16 protein-coding genes are annotated in these 19,097 nt (G+C 48.5%); 14 read left to right on the forward strand and 2 right to left on the reverse strand.

Annotated elements, in window-relative coordinates; genetic code table 11:
* The first annotated feature begins 733 nt into the window (after window positions 1–733).
* From HII30_RS16615 to HII30_RS16650, 8 genes are all read left to right on the forward strand, one after another.
* Window positions 734–1,717 carry a ketoacyl-ACP synthase III gene (locus HII30_RS16615; RefSeq protein WP_169506176.1) on the forward strand — a complete coding sequence of 328 codons (984 nt, stop codon included), beginning with the start codon at window positions 734–736 and terminating at the stop codon, window positions 1,715–1,717.
* A gap of 202 nt (window positions 1,718–1,919) precedes the next feature.
* On the forward strand, window positions 1,920–3,266 hold the full coding sequence (locus HII30_RS16620) for an ABC transporter substrate-binding protein (protein ID WP_169506177.1): 1,347 nt from the start codon (window positions 1,920–1,922) through the stop codon (window positions 3,264–3,266).
* Window positions 3,267–3,407: 141 nt separating this feature from the next.
* Window positions 3,408–4,367: a carbohydrate ABC transporter permease gene (locus HII30_RS16625; RefSeq protein ID WP_169506178.1), complete on the forward strand. Its 960-nt coding sequence runs from the start codon at window positions 3,408–3,410 to the stop codon at window positions 4,365–4,367.
* Window positions 4,364–5,227: a carbohydrate ABC transporter permease gene (locus HII30_RS16630; RefSeq protein ID WP_169506179.1), complete on the forward strand. Its 864-nt coding sequence runs from the start codon at window positions 4,364–4,366 to the stop codon at window positions 5,225–5,227. Before HII30_RS16625 ends, HII30_RS16630 begins: the two co-directional genes overlap by 4 nt.
* A gap of 86 nt (window positions 5,228–5,313) precedes the next feature.
* On the forward strand, window positions 5,314–7,047 hold the full coding sequence (locus HII30_RS16635; RefSeq protein ID WP_169506180.1) for a histidine kinase: 1,734 nt from the start codon (window positions 5,314–5,316) through the stop codon (window positions 7,045–7,047).
* 13 nt (window positions 7,048–7,060) lie between these two features.
* A complete protein-coding gene (locus HII30_RS16640; protein ID WP_169506181.1) occupies window positions 7,061–8,410 on the forward strand; it encodes an ABC transporter substrate-binding protein in 1,350 nt (449 codons plus the stop codon).
* Window positions 8,411–8,428: 18 nt separating this feature from the next.
* Window positions 8,429–10,036 carry a response regulator gene (locus tag HII30_RS16645; RefSeq protein WP_169506182.1) on the forward strand — a complete coding sequence of 536 codons (1,608 nt, stop codon included), beginning with the start codon at window positions 8,429–8,431 and terminating at the stop codon, window positions 10,034–10,036.
* An 88-nt stretch (window positions 10,037–10,124) separates the two neighbouring features.
* Window positions 10,125–11,096 carry a ring-cleaving dioxygenase gene (locus HII30_RS16650; RefSeq protein ID WP_169506183.1) on the forward strand — a complete coding sequence of 324 codons (972 nt, stop codon included), beginning with the start codon at window positions 10,125–10,127 and terminating at the stop codon, window positions 11,094–11,096.
* 107 nt (window positions 11,097–11,203) lie between these two features.
* Here HII30_RS16650 and HII30_RS16655 read toward each other — a convergent pair whose 3' ends face one another.
* Window positions 11,204–11,464 carry a GlsB/YeaQ/YmgE family stress response membrane protein gene (locus tag HII30_RS16655; protein WP_169506184.1) on the reverse strand — a complete coding sequence of 87 codons (261 nt, stop codon included), beginning with the start codon at window positions 11,462–11,464 and terminating at the stop codon, window positions 11,204–11,206.
* Between the two features lie 179 nt (window positions 11,465–11,643).
* On the opposite strand from HII30_RS16655, the gene HII30_RS16660 reads away from it, so the two are divergent.
* Window positions 11,644–12,333 carry an N-acetylmannosamine-6-phosphate 2-epimerase gene (locus tag HII30_RS16660; RefSeq protein ID WP_169506185.1) on the forward strand — a complete coding sequence of 230 codons (690 nt, stop codon included), beginning with the start codon at window positions 11,644–11,646 and terminating at the stop codon, window positions 12,331–12,333.
* 87 nt (window positions 12,334–12,420) lie between these two features.
* Here the strand turns inward: HII30_RS16660 and HII30_RS16665 are convergent, their stop codons facing one another.
* Complete coding sequence (locus tag HII30_RS16665) at window positions 12,421–13,239, reverse strand: MurR/RpiR family transcriptional regulator (RefSeq protein WP_246246556.1); 819 nt, start codon at window positions 13,237–13,239, stop codon at window positions 12,421–12,423.
* A 110-nt stretch (window positions 13,240–13,349) separates the two neighbouring features.
* Here HII30_RS16665 and HII30_RS16670 point away from each other — a divergent pair, with 110 nt between their 5' ends.
* From HII30_RS16670 to HII30_RS16690, 5 genes are all read left to right on the forward strand, one after another.
* Window positions 13,350–14,045 (forward strand): response regulator transcription factor, encoded by a 696-nt coding sequence (locus HII30_RS16670; RefSeq protein WP_169506187.1) that lies wholly within the window; start codon window positions 13,350–13,352, stop codon window positions 14,043–14,045.
* A 5-nt stretch (window positions 14,046–14,050) separates the two neighbouring features.
* On the forward strand, window positions 14,051–15,034 hold the full coding sequence (locus HII30_RS16675; protein ID WP_169506188.1) for a sensor histidine kinase: 984 nt from the start codon (window positions 14,051–14,053) through the stop codon (window positions 15,032–15,034).
* A gap of 124 nt (window positions 15,035–15,158) precedes the next feature.
* Complete coding sequence (locus HII30_RS16680; protein ID WP_169506189.1) at window positions 15,159–15,929, forward strand: ABC transporter ATP-binding protein; 771 nt, start codon at window positions 15,159–15,161, stop codon at window positions 15,927–15,929.
* Window positions 15,904–17,832: an ABC transporter permease gene (locus HII30_RS16685; protein ID WP_169506190.1), complete on the forward strand. Its 1,929-nt coding sequence runs from the start codon at window positions 15,904–15,906 to the stop codon at window positions 17,830–17,832. Before HII30_RS16680 ends, HII30_RS16685 begins: the two co-directional genes overlap by 26 nt.
* Before the next feature lie 82 nt (window positions 17,833–17,914).
* Window positions 17,915–18,736: an MBL fold metallo-hydrolase gene (locus tag HII30_RS16690; protein WP_169506191.1), complete on the forward strand. Its 822-nt coding sequence runs from the start codon at window positions 17,915–17,917 to the stop codon at window positions 18,734–18,736.
* Window positions 18,737–19,097: the final 361 nt, after the last annotated feature.

Consider the following 19,097-nt stretch of genomic DNA (forward strand, 5'->3'; position numbering starts at 1 on the left):
CAAGCAAAATAGTAGAGGCTGTCTCATAAGATCTTAGATCTTGTGAGGCAGCCTCTTTTGCTGCCTAGGGGACGCTTGACCAAAATAGGGGCACCTCCGTGAAGAGGGGAGGGAAATAAGCTTGAAATTCAAGCTTATTTGGCTCAATTTTCCGGCTTGATTCCGTTTAAGACTGAATATCAGTCTTAAATTAGCTGAATCACTAGCTGCAGCGGCGAAATCGGAGTGAAGTACCAAAATAAGCGTGGAAAACAATCTTATTGCGTAAATTTCTTCTGTTTTTGTGAAAATAAGCGTGGAAAACAGGCTTATTAAGGATGTTATCCTTCTCACTGGGAAGAGTCCAGGCGGACACAAGAGCTTCAACAAAAAACTCGCCACCTCCGGTGCGGCAATATCTTGGCCATCTGCGGTAATGATGGCGGCAATATCTAGTCACCTCCGGTACTAAAGATGGTAATATTTCATCACCTCAATGTGCCCCACGATCCACTTTATTGCGTGCGAACATCATCCTTGTTCCTTACCCTACCAGCCGATGAGGTTGAAGGTTGAAGGTTGAAGGTGGAAGCAGCACTGCATGGAGCTGACCAAATAAGAGGCCCAGGAGTGTAGGACGCAGCCAAGCAACCAAAACCACAATGGTACTGACGTCGTGTTTTTTTTTATTTTATTTTTAGTACCAAGTACTAAAATGTGATGGTATAATGAATGAAAACCCTCGGAGGTATCCATGCTCATTAAATCCCTATCTAGAATCACAGCAATTGGAACATACGTGCCTGACAAGATCCTGACTAACAATGATCTGCAGAAACTGGTAGATACCAGTGATGAATGGATCTTGCAGCGTACAGGTATGCGGGAGCGCAGGATTGCCGAACCTGACCAATTTGCCTCAGACCTCTCGCTAAAAGCGGTAGAGGATATGGTGCGGCGTTACGGTGTAACTGTGGAAGATGCGGATATGATCCTGGTTGCGACAAGTACCCCGGAATATATGTTTCCAAGTACCGCTGCTCGTCTGCAGCACAAATTGGGGATCAAACATACCGGTGCCCTTGATGTAAATGCAGCCTGCGCTGGATTCACGTATGCAATTCAATTGGCTGATGGCTTGATTACGAGTGGGATGTACCGGAAAATCCTGGTAGTCGGTGCTGAAACGCTGTCAAAAATAACCGATTATACGGACCGGACGACCTGTGTTTTGTTTGGCGATGGGGCGGGTGCGATTTTAATGGAGCGTAATATGGATCAACCCTCTTTCTTCGCTTCCATTACGGGTACCTTTGGGGAAGGCGGCATTAATCTTTATAAAACCGCGCTCGCCGGACACATGGACGGACAGGAATTAAAAAACGGCTCCATTGTACAAAATGGACGTGAAATATATAAGTGGGCTGTACGCAACGTGCCTGAGGGTATGAAGAGACTGATGGAGCAAGCCCATCTCACGGCAGAGGAAGTAGATTGGTTTGTTCCGCATAGTGCTAACCTGCGCATGATTGAGGCCATTTGTGAACGAGGCCCGATTCCGTTGGAACGAACCTTAACCAGTGTGGAATACCGCGGCAATACCTCGGCAGCATCAATACCCCTTGCGCTTCAATTAGGTATTGATGAGGGCAGACTTCAAGCTGGCCAGAATGTGCTTTTGTACGGGTTTGGCGGTGGAATGACGTATGCAGGTACGCTATTGCGCTGGACTATCTAAAGCAAAAGCTCTCCACGAATCATCTTTATCTTTAACAAATTAAATGATAACTAATACCGACCCACAGCAGATTCACACTGCTGTGGGTTTTGTTGTATCGTAAAAATTTCCACCAACATTCGGAAGTTTACCTCCTCAACTTAAAATCGGTTTTTCGCTAGACTGAAGAAAGAAATAAAACGATGTTGAAAGGGGTAGACACATGTACAGAAACAAGCGATGGACCGCCATGCTGCTCAGCATGATGATGGTTTTCACCGTGGCGCTTACGGGATGTGGAGGAGGAACTCCGGCAGCAGAAGAAACGCCGCCAAGCACTACCAAAGAAAATACATCTGAGGGTAACGAGGAAAAAGGCACTGACGAAAAAGTCGAGCTCAGCTTCTGGTCTTTAGGTACGACCAACTATGAAGATCTGGCGAAAGAGTATACGAAAGAGCACCCGAACATTACATTCAAATTTCAAAACACATCGGACCAAACGGCACATCACAATAACTTGACGACAGCATTGTCAGCGAACTCCGGGGCGCCTGATATTTTCATGCTTGAGATCGCCTTCATTGAGCGCTTTATTAACGCCCAAGATAAATTCTACAATCTGTATGATCTGGGTGCTAAAGATATTGAAGGTGACTATCTCGACTGGAAATGGAAACAGGCGACATCCACAGACGGTACCTTCCAGCTGGGTCTGCCAACTGACGTTGCACCAACAGTCGTTTACTACCGGACCGATCTGGCTGAAGAAGCCGGACTGCCGACAGAGCCTCAGGAATTTAGTGCTGCCATTGATTCTTGGGATAAATTTGCTGAAGTAGGCAAGCAGTTCAAAGAGAAGACAGGAAAACCTTTTGCGGATCTGACTGATCTGGTGTACAACGGACTGCGTGATCAGTCCGAAAATCAAATTTACTTCAATAAGGAAGATGCTTCATTTATCGGAGACACCAACCCGCAGGTGAAAAAAGCATATGACTTCACCATTAAAGGCATTCAAGAAGGCTGGGTTGGTGATTGGACACTCTGGTCTCCGGAATGGAACAAAGCGATTAATGACGGAGGATTCGGGGTTCTGCTCGGACCGGCTTGGATTGCAGGTACGATCCGCAATGCCAAAGATTCTGCAGGAAAATGGAAGATCGCTCAAATGCCTGAGGGCGCTGGAAACTGGGGAGGCTCATTCCTGACACTGCCGAAAGAAGGAAAGCATTCGAAAGAAGCCTATGCCTTCATTTCCTGGCTGGTGAACAAAGACAATCAGCTTAAATCCTTCAAGGAAAGCGGATTATTCCCGTCCATTCCGTCCGTATATGATGATCCGGCGTTCAGTACGGTGCAGGATGAATTCTTCAGCGGTCAAGTCATCGCAGAAGCTTATGCTGAAGCTGCGAAAACTGTAAAACCGGTTTATTATGGACCACTGCATGACCAGACCGATACGATCATCAAGAACTCCCTCAAAAATGTGCTGGAGAAGAAAGCAGATCCGGCTAAAGAATGGGAAAGCGCAATTAAACAAATCAAGGCACTGGTGGATCGCAGTTAAACAACGGGGTCCAATCCCGGTCAAATCCCGGAGGCCCATGTAACTTATATCATCACTATTATCACAATCATCCGGTTGAGCCTGGAGAGAAAGCATCTCTTCAGGTCCGACCGGATTTATCCTTGACACCGGAGGTGCATCATGGCAGAACCTGCTGCTGCAGCAACCACATCGCCGAACATGGCGAAACGCAGCTTATTGTCTGAAAGAGGACGAAGCCGATTAACGGCGTATTTGTTTATATCCCCGTTCTTTATCCTGTTTGCTATATTCGGATTGTATCCGATTTTATTTACGATTTATTTATCCTTCTACAAATGGGATGCGCTTGGACCTATGAAATATGTAGGGTTCAGAAATTATGAATTGATTACAACGGACCCAACCTTCTGGATTTCATTCAGCAATACGCTGATCATGGGACTTATGGGTACTTTACCGCAGGTGATCGTGGCGCTTTTCGTAGCGGTCATGTTGAATTCGGCCCTGAACAAGTACAAGAATATATTCCGCATTCTTTATTTCATGCCGAACATTACATCCATCGTAGCCGTTACCCTGGTGTTCAGCACCATGTTCGGCAACAATGGGATGATTAACTGGCTTCTGACAAGCACAGGACTTGATAGTGTTCCCTTCAATTCCGGCTGGTGGGGAGTGAAAATTGCGATTTCCACTATGGTGATGTGGCGCTGGATGGGGTACAATGCGATTATTTTCTTGTCCGGTCTGCAAAGTATTCCGACAGATATTTATGAAGCGTCACGCATCGACGGAGCTAACCGCAGACAACAGATGCTGTTTATTACACTGCCGCTGCTGCGTCCATTTATTCTTTTTGTCACACTGGTGTCAACGATCGGTGCTCTTCAGCTCTTTACGGAGCCTTATGTATTTCTAGGGCAGTCCGGCACAGGATCCACACGTCAAGAGGGAGTCACCATGGTCACTTACCTTTATAATGAAGCCTTCAAGAACGGATTCTTCGGTACGGCAGCTGCTACAGCAGTGCTGCTGTTGATTGCGACCATCCTGTTCTCTTTGCTGAATATGATCATCTCCAGCCGAATGGGCGGGGAATCAGGAGGGAAAAAAGCATGAGCACAGCCATCATGAGCAAAAGAAAACCGGATGAACCTGGCCTGATCTCGAGAGTGCTATTTTATCTGCTGCTCGGGTTTGGAGCGGTCCTGTCGGTGTTCCCGTTCTACTGGATGTTTGTTGTGGCGAGCAACGACAAGACGGCCGCTTTCCAAATCCCGCCGCTTCTGATCCCCGGCACCGAGTTTTTTAATAACTTCTCTCGCGTGTTGGAGCGTACTGATTTTTTTAAGGCATTGATCAATTCCCTCATCGTTTCGACCACAGTTACCTTGTCCGTGGTATTCCTGTGCACGCTTGCAGGATATGCCTTTGCCAAATTTGAATTCCCTCTGAAAAAAACACTGTTCGTGTTTGTCATCGGAACCATGCTCGTACCAGCACAGCTTGGTGTGCTCCCGCTGTATGTCATCATGGCCAAGCTCCAGTGGATCGACAGCTACAAAGCGCTTATCGTACCTGGAATGGTGAATGCCTTCGGCATCTTCTGGATGAGACAGTACATCTCCTCTGCCGTGCATTCTGAGTTAATTGAAGCAGGACGAATGGATGGCGGAGGGCATTTCCGGATTTTCTGGAATATCGCTATCCCTGTTGTGACACCTGCGATGGCCACGCTCGGCATTATCAATTTTATGAATGTGTGGAACGATTTCTTCTGGCCGCTGGTCGTCCTGAAGAACAGGGAGAACTATACGATCCAGATTGCCCTGCAGCAGCTGTTCACCAATAAAGACGGGCTGGACTATGGCATGATTATGTCCGCTACATTTGCTGCAACGCTGCCGCTGCTCATTGTATTCCTGCTGTTCAGCCGCTGGGTGATCTCAGGCTTGACATCCGGAGCTGTGAAAAGTTGATTTTTCAGAAAAAGATATGAGTCAGAAGGCAAGGAAGTAAACCATGCCATGAAGAATAATAGACATAGGAGATAGGGGGAAAGAATGTGAAACTCCGTCGAAAAATCCTGTTGGCTATTATTCTTCTTGTTTTTATTCCGGTGATCGCCATGGGCAGTGTATCCTATTACAGCTACTCTCATGTCATGGAGAAGAAGTCCAGTCACTTCTATTGGATTTCTCTGCAGGAGACAGATCGAAAACTGAAGTTCGCATTGAACGAGATTACGACGATATCCAATTTGGCCATCAGCCAGCCGCAGCAGGCGGTTCAGCAAATGCTGAAGCAGCCGGAATTGGCCGTGACCTACAACCGCCGCCAGGAAATTAATAATCTGATTAATCATCCGATGATTACATCCTTTGCCTTGTATACCCAAGAGAAGCTGTTGTATTCGGACAGTAATGCTTTTTCATATGAAGAGTTAAAGGAACAAAGCTGGTATTCCCGTGTAGAGAAAGCGGAAGGACGTCCGGTTTGGGTAGGGCCAGGTGAGAACGGTTCGGCTTCTAGTGAAAGCGGTTCCCCCATGCTCATTCAATCACGTATCATCAAGGACTACTATTCACTTGAGGATATTGGCACACTGGTGATCTATGTCAAACCGGATCTGCTGGATCAGGTGTTCTGGGAAGCGGCCACGCTGAAGCAGGGAGATATTCTGCTGGTGAACCAGGATGGGAATGTTGTTTTTGACAAATCCGGAGAACATATTGGCGAGAAAACAAACTTTCCTTTTTTACAGGATAATTACAGCAACGGCAAAGGGTTTTATGTGGACAAATATCTGGAGAAACCATCGCTCATTACCTACCTGCCGTCTCATAACAAGGAGTGGTTTCTGGTCGCCATTACCGAGAGCAAGCTGATCGCATCTGAATCCGTATACATTCGAAATCTGGCTCTAATCCTGGGAGGGATTTCGCTGCTGTCTGCTTTTTTGTTTGACCGCTTTTTTGTACGCCGGATGGTGAAGAGCATCATTGGTGCCGTGAATGGCATGAAGAGGGTCAAGCACGGGATTTTTGTACCGATTCCTGTCCAGGGCAAGGCGGATGACGAGACCGATCTGCTAATTGACGGCTTCAACCGGATGAGCACCCAGATTCAGGAGCTGCTGGAACAAATCCAGACCGAACAAGCGAGGAAAAAAGAAGCAGAGCTTCAGGCGCTCGTGGCTCAGATCAATCCGCATTTTATTTACAATTCTCTGGAATCCATCAATTCCATGGCTGTTCTTCAAGGCAACAGGGATATCAGCAAAATGGTCATATCGCTAGGTAAGCTGCTGCGAATCAGTATCAGCGAAAATCAGGAGCTCATACCGCTCAGTATGGAACTGGAGCATGTGCGGCATTACATGAACATCCAGAAATTTCGTTTTGAGGACCGGTTTGATTACGAAATCACCATTCCCGAATCACTCAAATTTTACGTCACACAAAAGCTGATCGTGCAGCCGATTGTCGAGAATGCGCTGTATCACGCGATTGAGCCGATGGAAACCCCAGGCTTTATCTCCATTACAGTCCATGATGCGGGGAATGATCTGCACATTGATGTGAGCGATAATGGACCCGGATTTCCTGCCGAGACCCTGATGCAGCTGTGGAAAGAAGAGCAGGGACCTGTGAAAAAGTACCGCGAGAACGGGGTGGGGCTTAAAAATGTTCACGAGCGGCTTGCCATCCGGTTTGGCGGATATTACGGCATCATGATCTGTTCAGCACCCGGTTATGGATCGACGATCCGAATCACCATACCCAAGGTGCAGCCATGAAAGGAGACAAAGGATGAAAGGCACAAGACGTTTTAAAGAATGGGGATGGATTGTGCTGTATGTGTGTCTGATGGCGGTTTCCGTAGGATGGGTGGCCTCACAGGACCGGGAGCCAATTGAAGAGGATCAGGAGGAGAAGATCACGCTGACCTTCCGGCATTTCTGGAACAAGGAGCATGACCGTCAGGTGCTTGAGATCGTGAGTGATGTGATTTCCAGATACCAGGCCGAGCATCCCAATATCAAAATCAATTTCGAGGGTATGGATCAGACGATTCATCGTGAGCAGAAGCTGAAAAGCGAGATGGTTACCGGCAACCCTCCTGACATGTTTGTACTGTTCGGAGGTGCCGAAATCGAGCCTTATGTTAGATCCAACCGTTTGATGGATCTCTCGGATTTTATAGAAATGCAAGGACTGAAGGACCAATTCACGGATCTGCAGCTGTGGACATTTGATAACCGGATTTACGGCCTCCCAATGGAAGGGCATGCAGAGCCGCTTTATTATAACAAAGTGATTTTTGATCGGCTGGGGATGGCTCCGCCGGAAACGCTGAAACAGCTGGATGATGTGATAGATACCTTGAAAACAAACGGAATCATTCCGTTCGCAGTGGGCAATGAGGACAGATGGCCTGCCGGTATTTTTGCGCATTATCTTATGGACCGGTATGCCGGGCCTTCCTTGATACAGCGTCTGGCCCAGGGAGATGACGATGTGAGGTTTCATAATACGCCGTATTTGGAAGCTTTCAAACATCTTCAGAAATGGATTGCCGGGGAGGCCTTCAGCCCTTCGTCAAACCAGCTGTCTACAGAAGATGCAATCAGCCTGTTTACGAAGGGTGAAGCGGCGATGTATCTGAACGGGAACTGGGATATCAATCTGTTTCAGAGTGAGAGCGATCCACATTTCCAGCAAAAAGTTGGGGTCATTCCATTCCCTTCATTAAATGCTGGTGATGAGAAGTCGATGGCCGGTGGATATACAATTGGCATTGGTTTATCGTCCGAGCTGGAGAACAGTAAAAAAGAAGCAGCACTTGGATTAATGAAGGCTCTTTATACAAGGGAGGTTCAAGAACGAATTGTGTATGAGGGTCTGCGTATTCCCTCTATGAAAATTCCGTTTGACCCCGAGCGGACAGGACCCGTTTTCGCTCAGGTCATTGAGCTTTTGGAACAGAGCCCGAACAGCTTTCTGCCGTATGACAATGTTCTATCGCCTGAGGTGAAAAAATCGTTTCTGGAAGTCATTGAGGATATGATCAGCGGAAAAACGGATGCTATGACTGCACTGCGGCAAATTCAGCAGTCTTCCGTCACCTACTGGGAATTGCGAAGAAATTCAGGGGGATAGCGAAAGGAGGATACCGCTGTGCGGGATCGCGAATCACAATACCGTGTTATCCTGGTCGATGATGAGCCGATGATTCTAAGGAGTTTGAAGGTGGCCATCCCCTGGGAGGAGTTGTCCATGGAGGTCGTCGGGGAGGCCCGCAGTGGAGAGGCAGCACTGGCGCTGGTCCGGGAAATGCAGCCACATATCATGATCAGTGATATCCGCATGCCGGGCATGGACGGCATCTCCTTGATGAAAGAAGTGATGATGGAGCATCCTCAGCTGATTTTTATTTTTATAAGCGGTTATGGAGAGTTCGAGTATGCCCGTGAGGCGCTGCGGGAAGGTGCATTTGATTACCTGCTGAAACCGATCGACCATGACGAATTGACCGAAACAGTCCGTAAAGCTCAGGTATCCCTGCAGAAGCAGGCGGAGAACGACAAGCTGATGAATTCTATTCAGACACTCTCCCTGCTGGCCCGGGAACGGATGTTTACGGAGCTGATCGAAGGAAGCCGAAGTCCGCTGCTGGATATGCAGTGGCTTTCCCACAATGAGCTTGATCAATGCTGGTACATGGCAGTGCTGCAGCTTGATCAGTACGAGAAGCTGGAGAGGAAATGGAGCCGGGATGAGAAGAGGCTCTGGCTGTTTGCGATTCGCAATATTCTGGAAGAATGGTTTGAGCAGAGCGGCGGCTTAACGGTGTTTCCATTTCGAAGCGGCGAGTGGCTGCTGCTGTTTCCGGAAGGATACAAAGAGCACCAGGAGAAGCTGGGACAGGAATTGATTTCACTGATCAAGCGGAATACGAAGCTTTCAGCCTCCATCGGATTCAGCCGCACGATGGCAGGGATGGAACGACTGGGTGAAGCTTATGAGACTGCTGTCGGGGCGCTGTATCAGCGATTTTATGCCGACAGTGAGGGCGTATACTGGGCCGCTCCGAGCAGAGATTCTACAATAGAACATGGTTCTTATCCGAAACAGCTGGAAGCCGATATGCTGGAGAGCATCCGGACACTGGACCGGGAACGGATGATGCATCTGGCCGATGAGCTCAAAGTCTATCTGGAGCATCATGGATTTCAGCGACACGCGGCGGAGCGGATTCTGGTGGAGCTGTCCGTGGTGCTGTTCAGGCAATTCAGGCATATGAAAACTGGCGGGGATTGGTCCCTTGAAGGCCATCTTCAGGACATTCATGTTGCAGGCACACTAAAAGATATGATTGTGGTACTTAAGCTGGCTTTAGAACGCTGGATCCAGGAAAGTATGACAAGACCAGCTAAAGAAGATGTGCACTCCGTCATTCACAAGGCCCAGGTATACATTGACGAACATTATCAGAAGGATCTTGCCATTGAAGAAGTGTCAGAAATTACCGAGCTCAGTATTAGCCATTTCTGCATGCTGTTCAAGCAGGTCACAGGCTATACCTTTGTAGAGTACTTGACCCACTGCCGAATCGAAAAAGCCAAGATGATTTTGAAAAACAGTCAGGTTAAGGTTTATCAAGTGGCGCCGCTGATCGGATATCAGGATCCTCGATATTTTACCCAGGTATTTAAAAAAATAACCGGCCAAACGCCCTCGGAATACCGGGAATCGGCTTCGGGAATTGATACAATAAAAAAGTAAGTAACTACTATATTGACAGTTACTTAGATGTACGGTACATTTATCATATCAAGAAATACATCTGACATTGATAAAGGAGTGCAGAACCATGGAATTCAAAGGCATTCATCACGTATCCGCTATTACGGCAAAAGCTCAGGAGAATCATGCTTTTTATACCAAGGTTCTAGGCCTCCGCTTAATTAAGAAAACGGTAAACCAAGACGATACCTCGGTGTATCATTTGTTCTATGGGGATGAGAAGGGAACGGCAGGCACGGAACTTACCTTTTTCGAACTGCCTATGGCAGGACGAAATAGAGACGGGAGCAGCAGCATTTCTGCTGTATCACTCAGAGTCCCTGATAACGGATCACTGCTGTACTGGCAGGACAGACTGCGGCAGCACGGGGTAACGGTGGAAGAGATCAAGGAAAGAGCCGGGCGCAAGACACTTGGGTTCAGGGATCCTGAAGGGCAGCGGTTAATCCTCGTATCCGATGAGTTTAATGATGGAGAGGCCGGAGGCCGTCCGTGGAGCCGGGGGCCAATTACACTCTCCAATGCGATAACTGGCCTGGGTCCTGTACGTTTGACGGTTCCCGATGCAGAGCCAACAACCATGGTCTTGACCGAAATTCTCGGTTTCCGCCATAAAGGACAATATGCTTCCGATGTGGAAGGCCAGCCGAATATTCTAGTGTACGAGACCGGTGCAGGCGGCAGTGGTACAGAGGTTCATGTGGAGGAGCGGCATGATCTTTCGCCCGAACGCCTGGGACGTGGTGGTGTGCATCACGTGGCTTTTCGTGCCGAGGATGAAGAAGAACTTCGCCAGTGGATAGAGCGTATTTCAGCTGCAGGTATTCCTAACTCGGGATTTGTGGATCGCTTTTACTTTAAATCCCTGTATTTCAGGGAACCGAACGGTATTCTGTATGAAGTGGCAACAGATGGCCCCGGTTTCGCGACAGATGAATCTCTGGATTCCCTTGGCGAATCCCTGGCGCTTCCACCATTTTTGGAGCCGCATCGCAGTGAAATTGAATCCAAGTTAAAGCCGCTGGATATCACCACATAAAAAAAGACACCTTACGACGGGGAAGAACCCCATATGTCGGAAGGTGTCTTTTTATTACAGACGTTTTTTTTTGCTGCAATACCTAAGCACTGCTTAATGTGGTGTAATTAAGAGCGACGTCCGCGTCTCATCGAACCCATAATCAGGCTGACGATGAATACCAGCACGACCGCACCAATAATGGCTGGTACGATGAAGAAGTCACCAATTTCAGGACCCCAGTTACCAAGAATCAAGCTGCCAAGCCATGCACCGATGAAACCGGCAATGATGTTACCGATAATCCCGCCCGGGATGTCCTTACCCATAATCAGACCAGCGATCCAACCGATAATACCACCAACAATTAACGACCAAAGAAAACCCATGATTATCACCTCGTATTATAATTTATTTGTCTGTGCTTTACTATTAACCAAAGAAGCTGTTTTTAAACAGTTAGCTATTTAAAAAATATTGGAGTGCTTTAGAATGGAATTGACGAAAATAACTTTCTCGTTATATATTAGTCTTGAAATTTGTTTTCTTTGAAAGGAAGTCGAATCCTATGGGTACATTGGAACTGTTAGGGCTTAAAAGCCAATTGGTGGTTTCATGTCAGGCGTTAGAGGGGGAGCCTCTCCATAGCTCCTTTATTATGGGGAGAATGGCACTCGCTGCACTGCAGGGCGGGGCAGCAGGTATTCGCGCTAATACCGCAGAAGATATTATCGAGATTAAAACACAAGTCAATCTCCCGGTGATTGGTATCGTGAAACGGGATTATCCGGATTCGCCGGTGTATATTACGCCTACAATGAAAGAGATTGACGAACTTACAGGTGCTGGTGCAGAAATTATCGCTTTGGATGCTACCAGTGATCCTCGTCCCGGCGGGCTTACGCTTGCGGATCTGGTGAAACAGGTCAGGGATAAGTATCCTGACCAGCTGCTGATGGCGGATATTTCGACAATCGAAGAAGCGGCTGCGGCCGACAGCCTGGGTTTCGATCTCATTTCCTCCACCTTGGTGGGATACACGTCCTCAAGTAAGGGACAGAAGGTATATGAGAAGGACTTTGAAATCTTGAAGGCAATCATCAAGGCTGTAAAAGCTCCTGTAGTTGCTGAGGGTAACATCCTGACACCCGAAATGGCCAAACGCTGTATCGAACTGGGTGCTTACAGTGTGGTAGTGGGAGGCGCGATAACCAGACCGAAGCAGATTACGGAACGGTTTATACAAGGGATGAAATGAAATCAATTGATATCAAGGAAAATGATAAAAATACCCTTTCGGGCAGACATGTTAACATGTCTCTCGATAGGGTGTTTTTTGTGTTTGTTATGGGGTCTCTTCTTCGGCTGCGGTTTGATTGGTTTTGTGATAGAACGCCTTCAGTGTATTTTCACGATTGCGCAGCAGCTCTGTATCCTCAAGCAGCAGAAAGGTGATCACATCCAGGACATAATTAATCGCCAGCTGGCTATTAATAAATCTGGGTTCACCTGTCCGGTGCATACTGGGCGTAAAGAGTGAAATGTCAGAAAGATCGGTCAGTTTGGTGTGATTATAATTAGTAATGCTGATGGTTCCCGCTCCATTTTGCCGGGCAGCTGCAAGGGCATCAATGACTTCCTCGGTTAAGCCGGAATTGGACAGGCCGATCACGAGATCATGTTTGTTCAGCAGGGATGCACTCATGATCATCATATGAGAGTCTGTAATGGCATCGATGTTAATATTCATGCGCATGAGCCGGTACTTGAACTCCAGGGCGGATAAACCGGAGCTTCCAAGGCCGTAGACCTGCACACGCTGTGCGGATTTAATGCGCTGAACGACCTGCTCAATCTGGTTCTGCTGCAGCATATCTGCCGTAGCGTTGACAATATCGGTGTACAAGTTCCGAACCTTGGAGAAGCTGTCATCCGACACATCGGGGTCATCGGTTTCACGGTTTAAACGGATTTTGAAATCGACGAAGCTGTCACACTTGATTTTGCGGCAGAAGCGGGTGATGGTAGAGGTGGAGGAGTGCGTCTGCTCAGCAAGCTCCCGTATGTTAATATTGTGAATGGTATTTTTAAACCGGATAATATAGTCGGCAATTTCTTTTTCTTTCATGGAGAAGTTCCGGTATTGAAGCTGAAGCTCATCCATGATGCTGGGCCTTGACATAGGTTTATTCACCTTCCGGATAAGTAGTGGATTATACAACCCATTATAGCGCTAAATGATCGTCAATGAGAAACAGGAAAGGAAGAACAAGCATGTACAAATTGTTGATTGTAGAGGATGACCCCAAACTGGCAGCGCTGCTTCAATCCCATATTCAGCGGTACGGGAATGAAGCGGTTCTCGTGCAGGATTTTGAACATGTGCTGGAACAGTTTCAGGATATCAGGCCTCATATGGTACTGCTGGATGTGAATCTGCCAAGTTATGACGGATATTATTGGTGCCGCCAGATCCGGTCGATTTCAACTTGTCCCATCCTGTTCATTTCGGCTCGAGACGGGATGCCGGATCAGTTGAGAGCACTGGAAAGCGGAGCGGATGATTATATAACCAAACCGTTTCACTATGATATGGTCATTGCCAAAATTCACAGCCAGCTGCGAAGAAGCTATGGCGATTATGCGACTTCGTCGCAGGAGCGAAGGGTAGAGAAGGAGGGGCTGGTTCTGTTTCCGGAGCGGATGGAAATGGGCCTTGGGAATCGGAGTGTAGCATTGACCCAGAAAGAGACGATTCTGCTTGAAACCCTGCTCAGCCGGAGTCCGCGCCTTGTCAGCCGGGAACGCATTTTGGAAAAGCTTTGGGATGATACTTTTGTGGATGACAACACGCTGAGTGTGAATATTACCCGTGTGCGCAAACGGCTGGCAGAGCTGGGGATTCAGAATGCTCTGGAAACCGTACGGGGTTCGGGATACCGATTGAATGTCGTATGGAAGGACAGGTGAGCAGGATGAATAAACTGTTCTGGAGAGAGCATCTGCCCCTGATCCTGTTTTCATCGTTACAGCTGGGTCTGGTGCTGCTGGTGTTCTGGTTTGACGGCTATAATGATGTTCTGACAGCAGGCTACGCGGTTTTTCTGGGCCTTATGGTGCTCTCCATTTATCTGGTTTACCGTTATATCAGCCATCGGGAACTGTACAGGACGCTTTCACGTCCCGTGCATTCGCTGGAGGAATCCCTTCGTCATCATGAATCTGCACCGCTGTCAGCTGCCTTGAACCACCTGATGGAGGAGCAGTACCGGCAGTACCGGAGTGTGATCGAGGAAAAAGAACGCCGGCAAAAAGAGCATATGATGTTCATGAACCAGTGGGTGCATCAGATGAAAACCCCGCTGTCCGTCATCGAAATGATTACACAGGACGATGACAATGATGCTTATCGCAGCATTTCCGAGGAATCTGACCGAATCCGCAGAGGACTGGACATGGTCCTGTACATGTCGAGACTGGATACGTTCGAACAGGATTTTAGTGTGGAAATCGTGTCTTTATATGAGGCGGCTGTAGATGCCGTGCATGAGAACAAGCGTTATTTTATCCACAGCGATGTTTATCCCGAAGTGTTGATCGATCCGGAGCTGACGGTGCAGACCGATGGAAAATGGCTTCGGTTCATTCTGCTTCAGCTGCTGTCCAACAGCATCAAATATGCTGCCGGGACCGGCAGCAAGGTTACTGTGCAGGCATCCTCTATAGAAGACGGCGATGTCATGCTGGAAGTATGCGATCGGGGCATGGGCATTCCCAAATCGGACCTGGCCCGAGTGTTTCACCCATTTTATACCGGAGAGAATGGCAGAAAGCTGAAAGAGTCTACTGGTATGGGGCTCTATCTGATCAAGGAAGCTGCCGATAAGCTGAATCACCCCATCGAGCTGCAATCGACACCGGGTGAGGGAACCGTGGTGCGGCTGTGGTTCAAGAGGTAATCTGCTTAGAAACCTTACATGAATGTAAGATTCGTGAAAGGTGGATCGATAGGATAACACCGGATTCATCGGCTACACTGGATCCATAGATCAACGAAGTGAAATGAAAGAGAGGCTTTTGGCTATGGAAATCTGTTCGGTGCAAAATCTCGGGAAAGTGTACAAAGGGGCGGTGTCTCAAGTGGCATTGTCCGATATCAATCTCACGATCCAAGCAGGTGAATTTGTAGGTATTATGGGTCCGTCAGGCAGCGGCAAAACCACACTGCTTAATATGATATCCACCATTGATACTCCGACATCCGGAAAGATCACGATCAGTGGACAAAATCCATTCACAATGTCCCAGGATGAGCTGGCAATGTTCCGGCGCAGGGAATTGGGGTTTGTGTTTCAGTCTTTTAATCTTCTCCATACCTTAACCGTTAAAGAAAATATCCTGCTTCCACTTACTCTGGACGGGGTGAAGGTTGCGGAGATGAACGACCGTATCGCCCATCTTGCAGACAATCTCGGGATCACCCCGATCCTGGACAAGCGTACGTATGAGATCTCAGGCGGCCAGGCCCAGCGTACTGCAGTGGCCCGCGCTTTGATCCATCAACCTAAGCTGTTGCTGGCGGATGAGCCGACAGGGAATCTGGATTCCAAATCTGCCAGAGATGTCATGGAGATCATGGAACGGCGCAACAAAGAGAACCGGGACACCATGATGCTGGTGACGCATGATCCGGTAGCAGCCAGCTACTGCAACCGGGTCGTATTTATTAAAGATGGACAGCTGTACAACGAGATTCATTGCGGCGACAACCGGGGCGCTTTTTATCAAAAAATCCTGAATGTATTATCACTGCTGGGAGGGACAGGCCATGAATTTTCGCCAGTTCGCCCTTAACAACGTCCTGCGCAGCAAGAGAACATATATCGCTCATTTTATGAGCAGTGCTTTCTCTGTTATGGTGTTTTTCATCTATGCGATGCTTGCCTTTCATCCGAATCTGGAGAATGGGATCATGTCCTCCAGCGGAACCGTAAGCCAGCTTGGTACGATGGGGATGAAGGTTTCGCAGGTGATTGTGTTCGTGTTCTCGTTCTTTTTCCTGCTCTATTCTGTCGGCGCTTTTATGAAGGTGCGTCAAAAAGAGTTCGGTATTCTGCTCGTGCTCGGCATGTCGCGCAAGCAGCTGAACCGTATGCTGTTCATCGAGAACCTGGTCATCGGAGCTGCCGCCATTGCAGGAGGCATCGGTGCAGGCCTGATCTTCTCCAAGCTGACCCTGCTGATTAGTGCAAGCCTGCTTGCGGTGGATGAGGGCCTGCCTTTTTATGTCCCGGGTAAAGCCGTGCTGCTGACGGTAGGGGCGTATGCCGTTTTGTTCATTGTGGTCGCGTTGTTTTCATCGATCCTTCTAAGAAAAGGGACACTGATTTCGCTGGTGAAATCAGACGAAACACCGAAATCTGCTCCCAAAGCGTCGGTCTGGCTTGCCATCCTTGCGGTGCTCCTCATGGGAGGCGGGTATGTGATGGTGATGGTATTTGCAGTGCTGCAGATTTTTTCACTGCCCCTGCTGTTTGGCGGGGTCGTGCTTGTTATTACAGGAACGTATTTTTTGTACACCCAGTTCAGCGTCTATTATATGAAAAGACTGCAGCGTAAACCGCATGTTTTTTTTCGGAAAACCAACCTGCTGACCATATCCGAACTGATCTACCGGATCCGGGATAATGCGGTCATGTTCTTTATGGTTACGATAATTTCAGCCTCGGCGTTTACTGGCATCGGCACGGCACTCACAGTCGGAGATCCCGGGTTGTCCGGCATGGAAAACCCCTATGCGTTCACTTTTGTTTCTTTTGAAGAAGATCGTAAGAAGGGGGAGGAACAGCTGAATATGATTCGTCATGAGCTGGAGCAGTCCGGTATTCAGTATCGTGAAGCAAGTTTTAATTTGATGACCTCCGATAACGGATATCCCCTGATCACGTTGAGTCAATATAACGGGCTGCTGGCATCCATGGGGCTCGAGGAAAGTAGTCTAGCAGGAGATGAAAGTATTTTGACACCCGGAAGCGTGGGGGAACGCAACCGGCTTCGCCTGGAAGGTGTGGACACCGAGGAAATAGAGATCATGTCCGGTATATTGGCCGAGACCGTAAAGGTGGTCAGAGCTGAAGAGTTGATCGTAATTCCCCATTTATACGGGAATGCGCTTGTGATTCCCGATGATAGGTTTCAGCGGTTTCATGCTGCTCAAGAGGATGAGGTGACCGCTCCGGTCCATCACACTTTTTATGTAGAAGATTGGAAGGAAACAGGGGAGGTCTCTTCTGCCATCGCAGCCGCTCTAGATCAAGGTGACGGGGAATACAGCAGCTATTTTACATCGCTTTACTCGGAATGGAAAAGTTCCCGTCAAGAAAACGGTGTAATGCTCATGGTCAGCGGTTTGATCGGGATCGTGTTCTTCACCTTCGCAGCCAGCTTTATTTATTTTCGGCTTTACGCCGATTTGTCCCGGGATGAGCAGCAGTACCGGATGATCGCCAAAGTAGGTCTGAGCCGCCGTGAGCTCCGAAAGATCGTCACACAGCAGCTTGCCATCATGTTCTTTCTGCCGATCGTGATCGCGGTCATCCACAGCGGGGTCGCCTTCCTGGCACTGCAGCAGCTTGTGGATTTCTCAATCCTGGGCCATACCATCAAAATCTTTATATTTTTCCTGGGTGTTCAGATTCTGTTCTTCTTGATCACTCGCTGGCGCTACCTGGACCGGATGTATAAGACGATTCAATAACCGAGCTTCCAACCAATTGAAAAGGCTCATTACGGGTAAGGTATAAGTAAGAAGCCGTTATGACTGAACTGGAGGGATAAAGATGAATGAGCACAGTATGCTGAAAACAGGTACAGTGGAGACCGAAGAGGTAGCTCCGGATATTCTGTCACTGCGTACCGTCATGGTCAATTTGCTGATGGTGGGGGATCGCCAGGCAGGAGACTGGGTATTAGTGGATACAGGTATGAGTAAATTTGAGGATACCATTGTAGAAACTGCCGAAGAGCGCTTTGGCAGGCCGCCGGCATGCATCATTTTGACGCATGGACACTTTGATCATGTAGGTAATGTAAAAGAGCTCGCTGACCGCTATAACATTCCGGTATTCGCTCACCAACTTGAGCTGCCTTATCTGACTGGGGAGGCGGATTATCCGCCAGGTGATCCCAGTGTCGGCGGCGGGATGATGGCGCGATTGGCGAAGGCCTATCCGAACGATGCAATTGATCTCGGTTCGACCGTTCAGGCCCTGAACGAAGATGGCAGTGTACCCGCGCTGCCGGAATGGCGCTGGATCTATACGCCGGGCCATAGTCCCGGGCACATCTCCTTGTTCCGCGAGCGGGATGGTGCCCTGATTGCCGGCGATGCGTTCATCACCGTCAAACAGGAATCCGCGTTGGCCGTTGTCGGTCAAAAGAGGGAGCTGCACGGCCCGCCAATGTATTTCACGCCGGACTGGGGTGCTGCGGAAGAATCGGTTCAAAAGCTGGCTGCGCTCAACCCCAAAATAGCCGTCACGGGTCATGGTGTGTCCATGTCCGGCGGCGAGCTGCAGGAGTCCCTGCACCGGCTGGCGACGAATTTCAAGGAGCTGGCCGTACCGGAGCAGGGCAAATATGTGGAGGACCGTAAGAAGTAGGTGGGAATGGATGACTGGAAGATGACTGTGAGAAGTAGATGTGAATTTGCCAAAGGGGCTGTTTCGCAAGATCTTGGATCTTGTGGGGCGGCCTCTTTTTGCTGTGTGATGGTGGGACGCGTGCGACACGTTAGATAGACTAAAGTTAACAGTTACCGTTCTGGATGGCTGCGAGGGCAAGTGATCTTACGACCGCTGCGGCATCTCCCAAATCACTTGTCACCTCCGCTGAAGGTTCCCTTCATAGAGCATCATGAATGGCGAGTGACTTAGGCCAACTCTAACGGACTCCATGTCCGTTAGAGCCGTTACCACATTCACTCGCTCACTTGCACATCGCAGCCTTCATGAAACGGATACA

This window comes from Paenibacillus lemnae, from assembly GCF_012933385.1.
In the GTDB taxonomy this organism is placed as follows: domain Bacteria; phylum Bacillota; class Bacilli; order Paenibacillales; family Paenibacillaceae; genus Paenibacillus_AQ; species Paenibacillus_AQ lemnae.

Bases quoted from the DNA above. Each gene is read 5' to 3' on its own strand.
- HII30_RS16615 (WP_169506176.1), top strand. From the start codon at position 734: ATGCTCATTAAATCCCTATCTAGAATCACAGCAATTGGAACATACGTG.
- HII30_RS16675 (WP_169506188.1), top strand. From the start codon at position 14,051: ATGAATAAACTGTTCTGGAGAGAGCATCTGCCCCTGATCCTGTTTTCA.
- HII30_RS16690 (WP_169506191.1), top strand. From the start codon at position 17,915: ATGAATGAGCACAGTATGCTGAAAACAGGTACAGTGGAGACCGAAGAG.
- HII30_RS16685 (WP_169506190.1), top strand. From the start codon at position 15,904: ATGAATTTTCGCCAGTTCGCCCTTAACAACGTCCTGCGCAGCAAGAGA.
- HII30_RS16630 (WP_169506179.1), top strand. From the start codon at position 4,364: ATGAGCACAGCCATCATGAGCAAAAGAAAACCGGATGAACCTGGCCTG.
- HII30_RS16680 (WP_169506189.1), top strand. From the start codon at position 15,159: ATGGAAATCTGTTCGGTGCAAAATCTCGGGAAAGTGTACAAAGGGGCG.
- HII30_RS16620 (WP_169506177.1), top strand. From the start codon at position 1,920: ATGTACAGAAACAAGCGATGGACCGCCATGCTGCTCAGCATGATGATG.
- HII30_RS16665 (WP_246246556.1), bottom strand. From the start codon at position 13,239: ATGGATGAGCTTCAGCTTCAATACCGGAACTTCTCCATGAAAGAAAAA.
- HII30_RS16650 (WP_169506183.1), top strand. From the start codon at position 10,125: ATGGAATTCAAAGGCATTCATCACGTATCCGCTATTACGGCAAAAGCT.
- HII30_RS16655 (WP_169506184.1), bottom strand. From the start codon at position 11,464: ATGGGTTTTCTTTGGTCGTTAATTGTTGGTGGTATTATCGGTTGGATC.
- HII30_RS16640 (WP_169506181.1), top strand. From the start codon at position 7,061: ATGAAAGGCACAAGACGTTTTAAAGAATGGGGATGGATTGTGCTGTAT.
- HII30_RS16660 (WP_169506185.1), top strand. From the start codon at position 11,644: ATGGGTACATTGGAACTGTTAGGGCTTAAAAGCCAATTGGTGGTTTCA.
- HII30_RS16670 (WP_169506187.1), top strand. From the start codon at position 13,350: ATGTACAAATTGTTGATTGTAGAGGATGACCCCAAACTGGCAGCGCTG.
- HII30_RS16625 (WP_169506178.1), top strand. From the start codon at position 3,408: ATGGCAGAACCTGCTGCTGCAGCAACCACATCGCCGAACATGGCGAAA.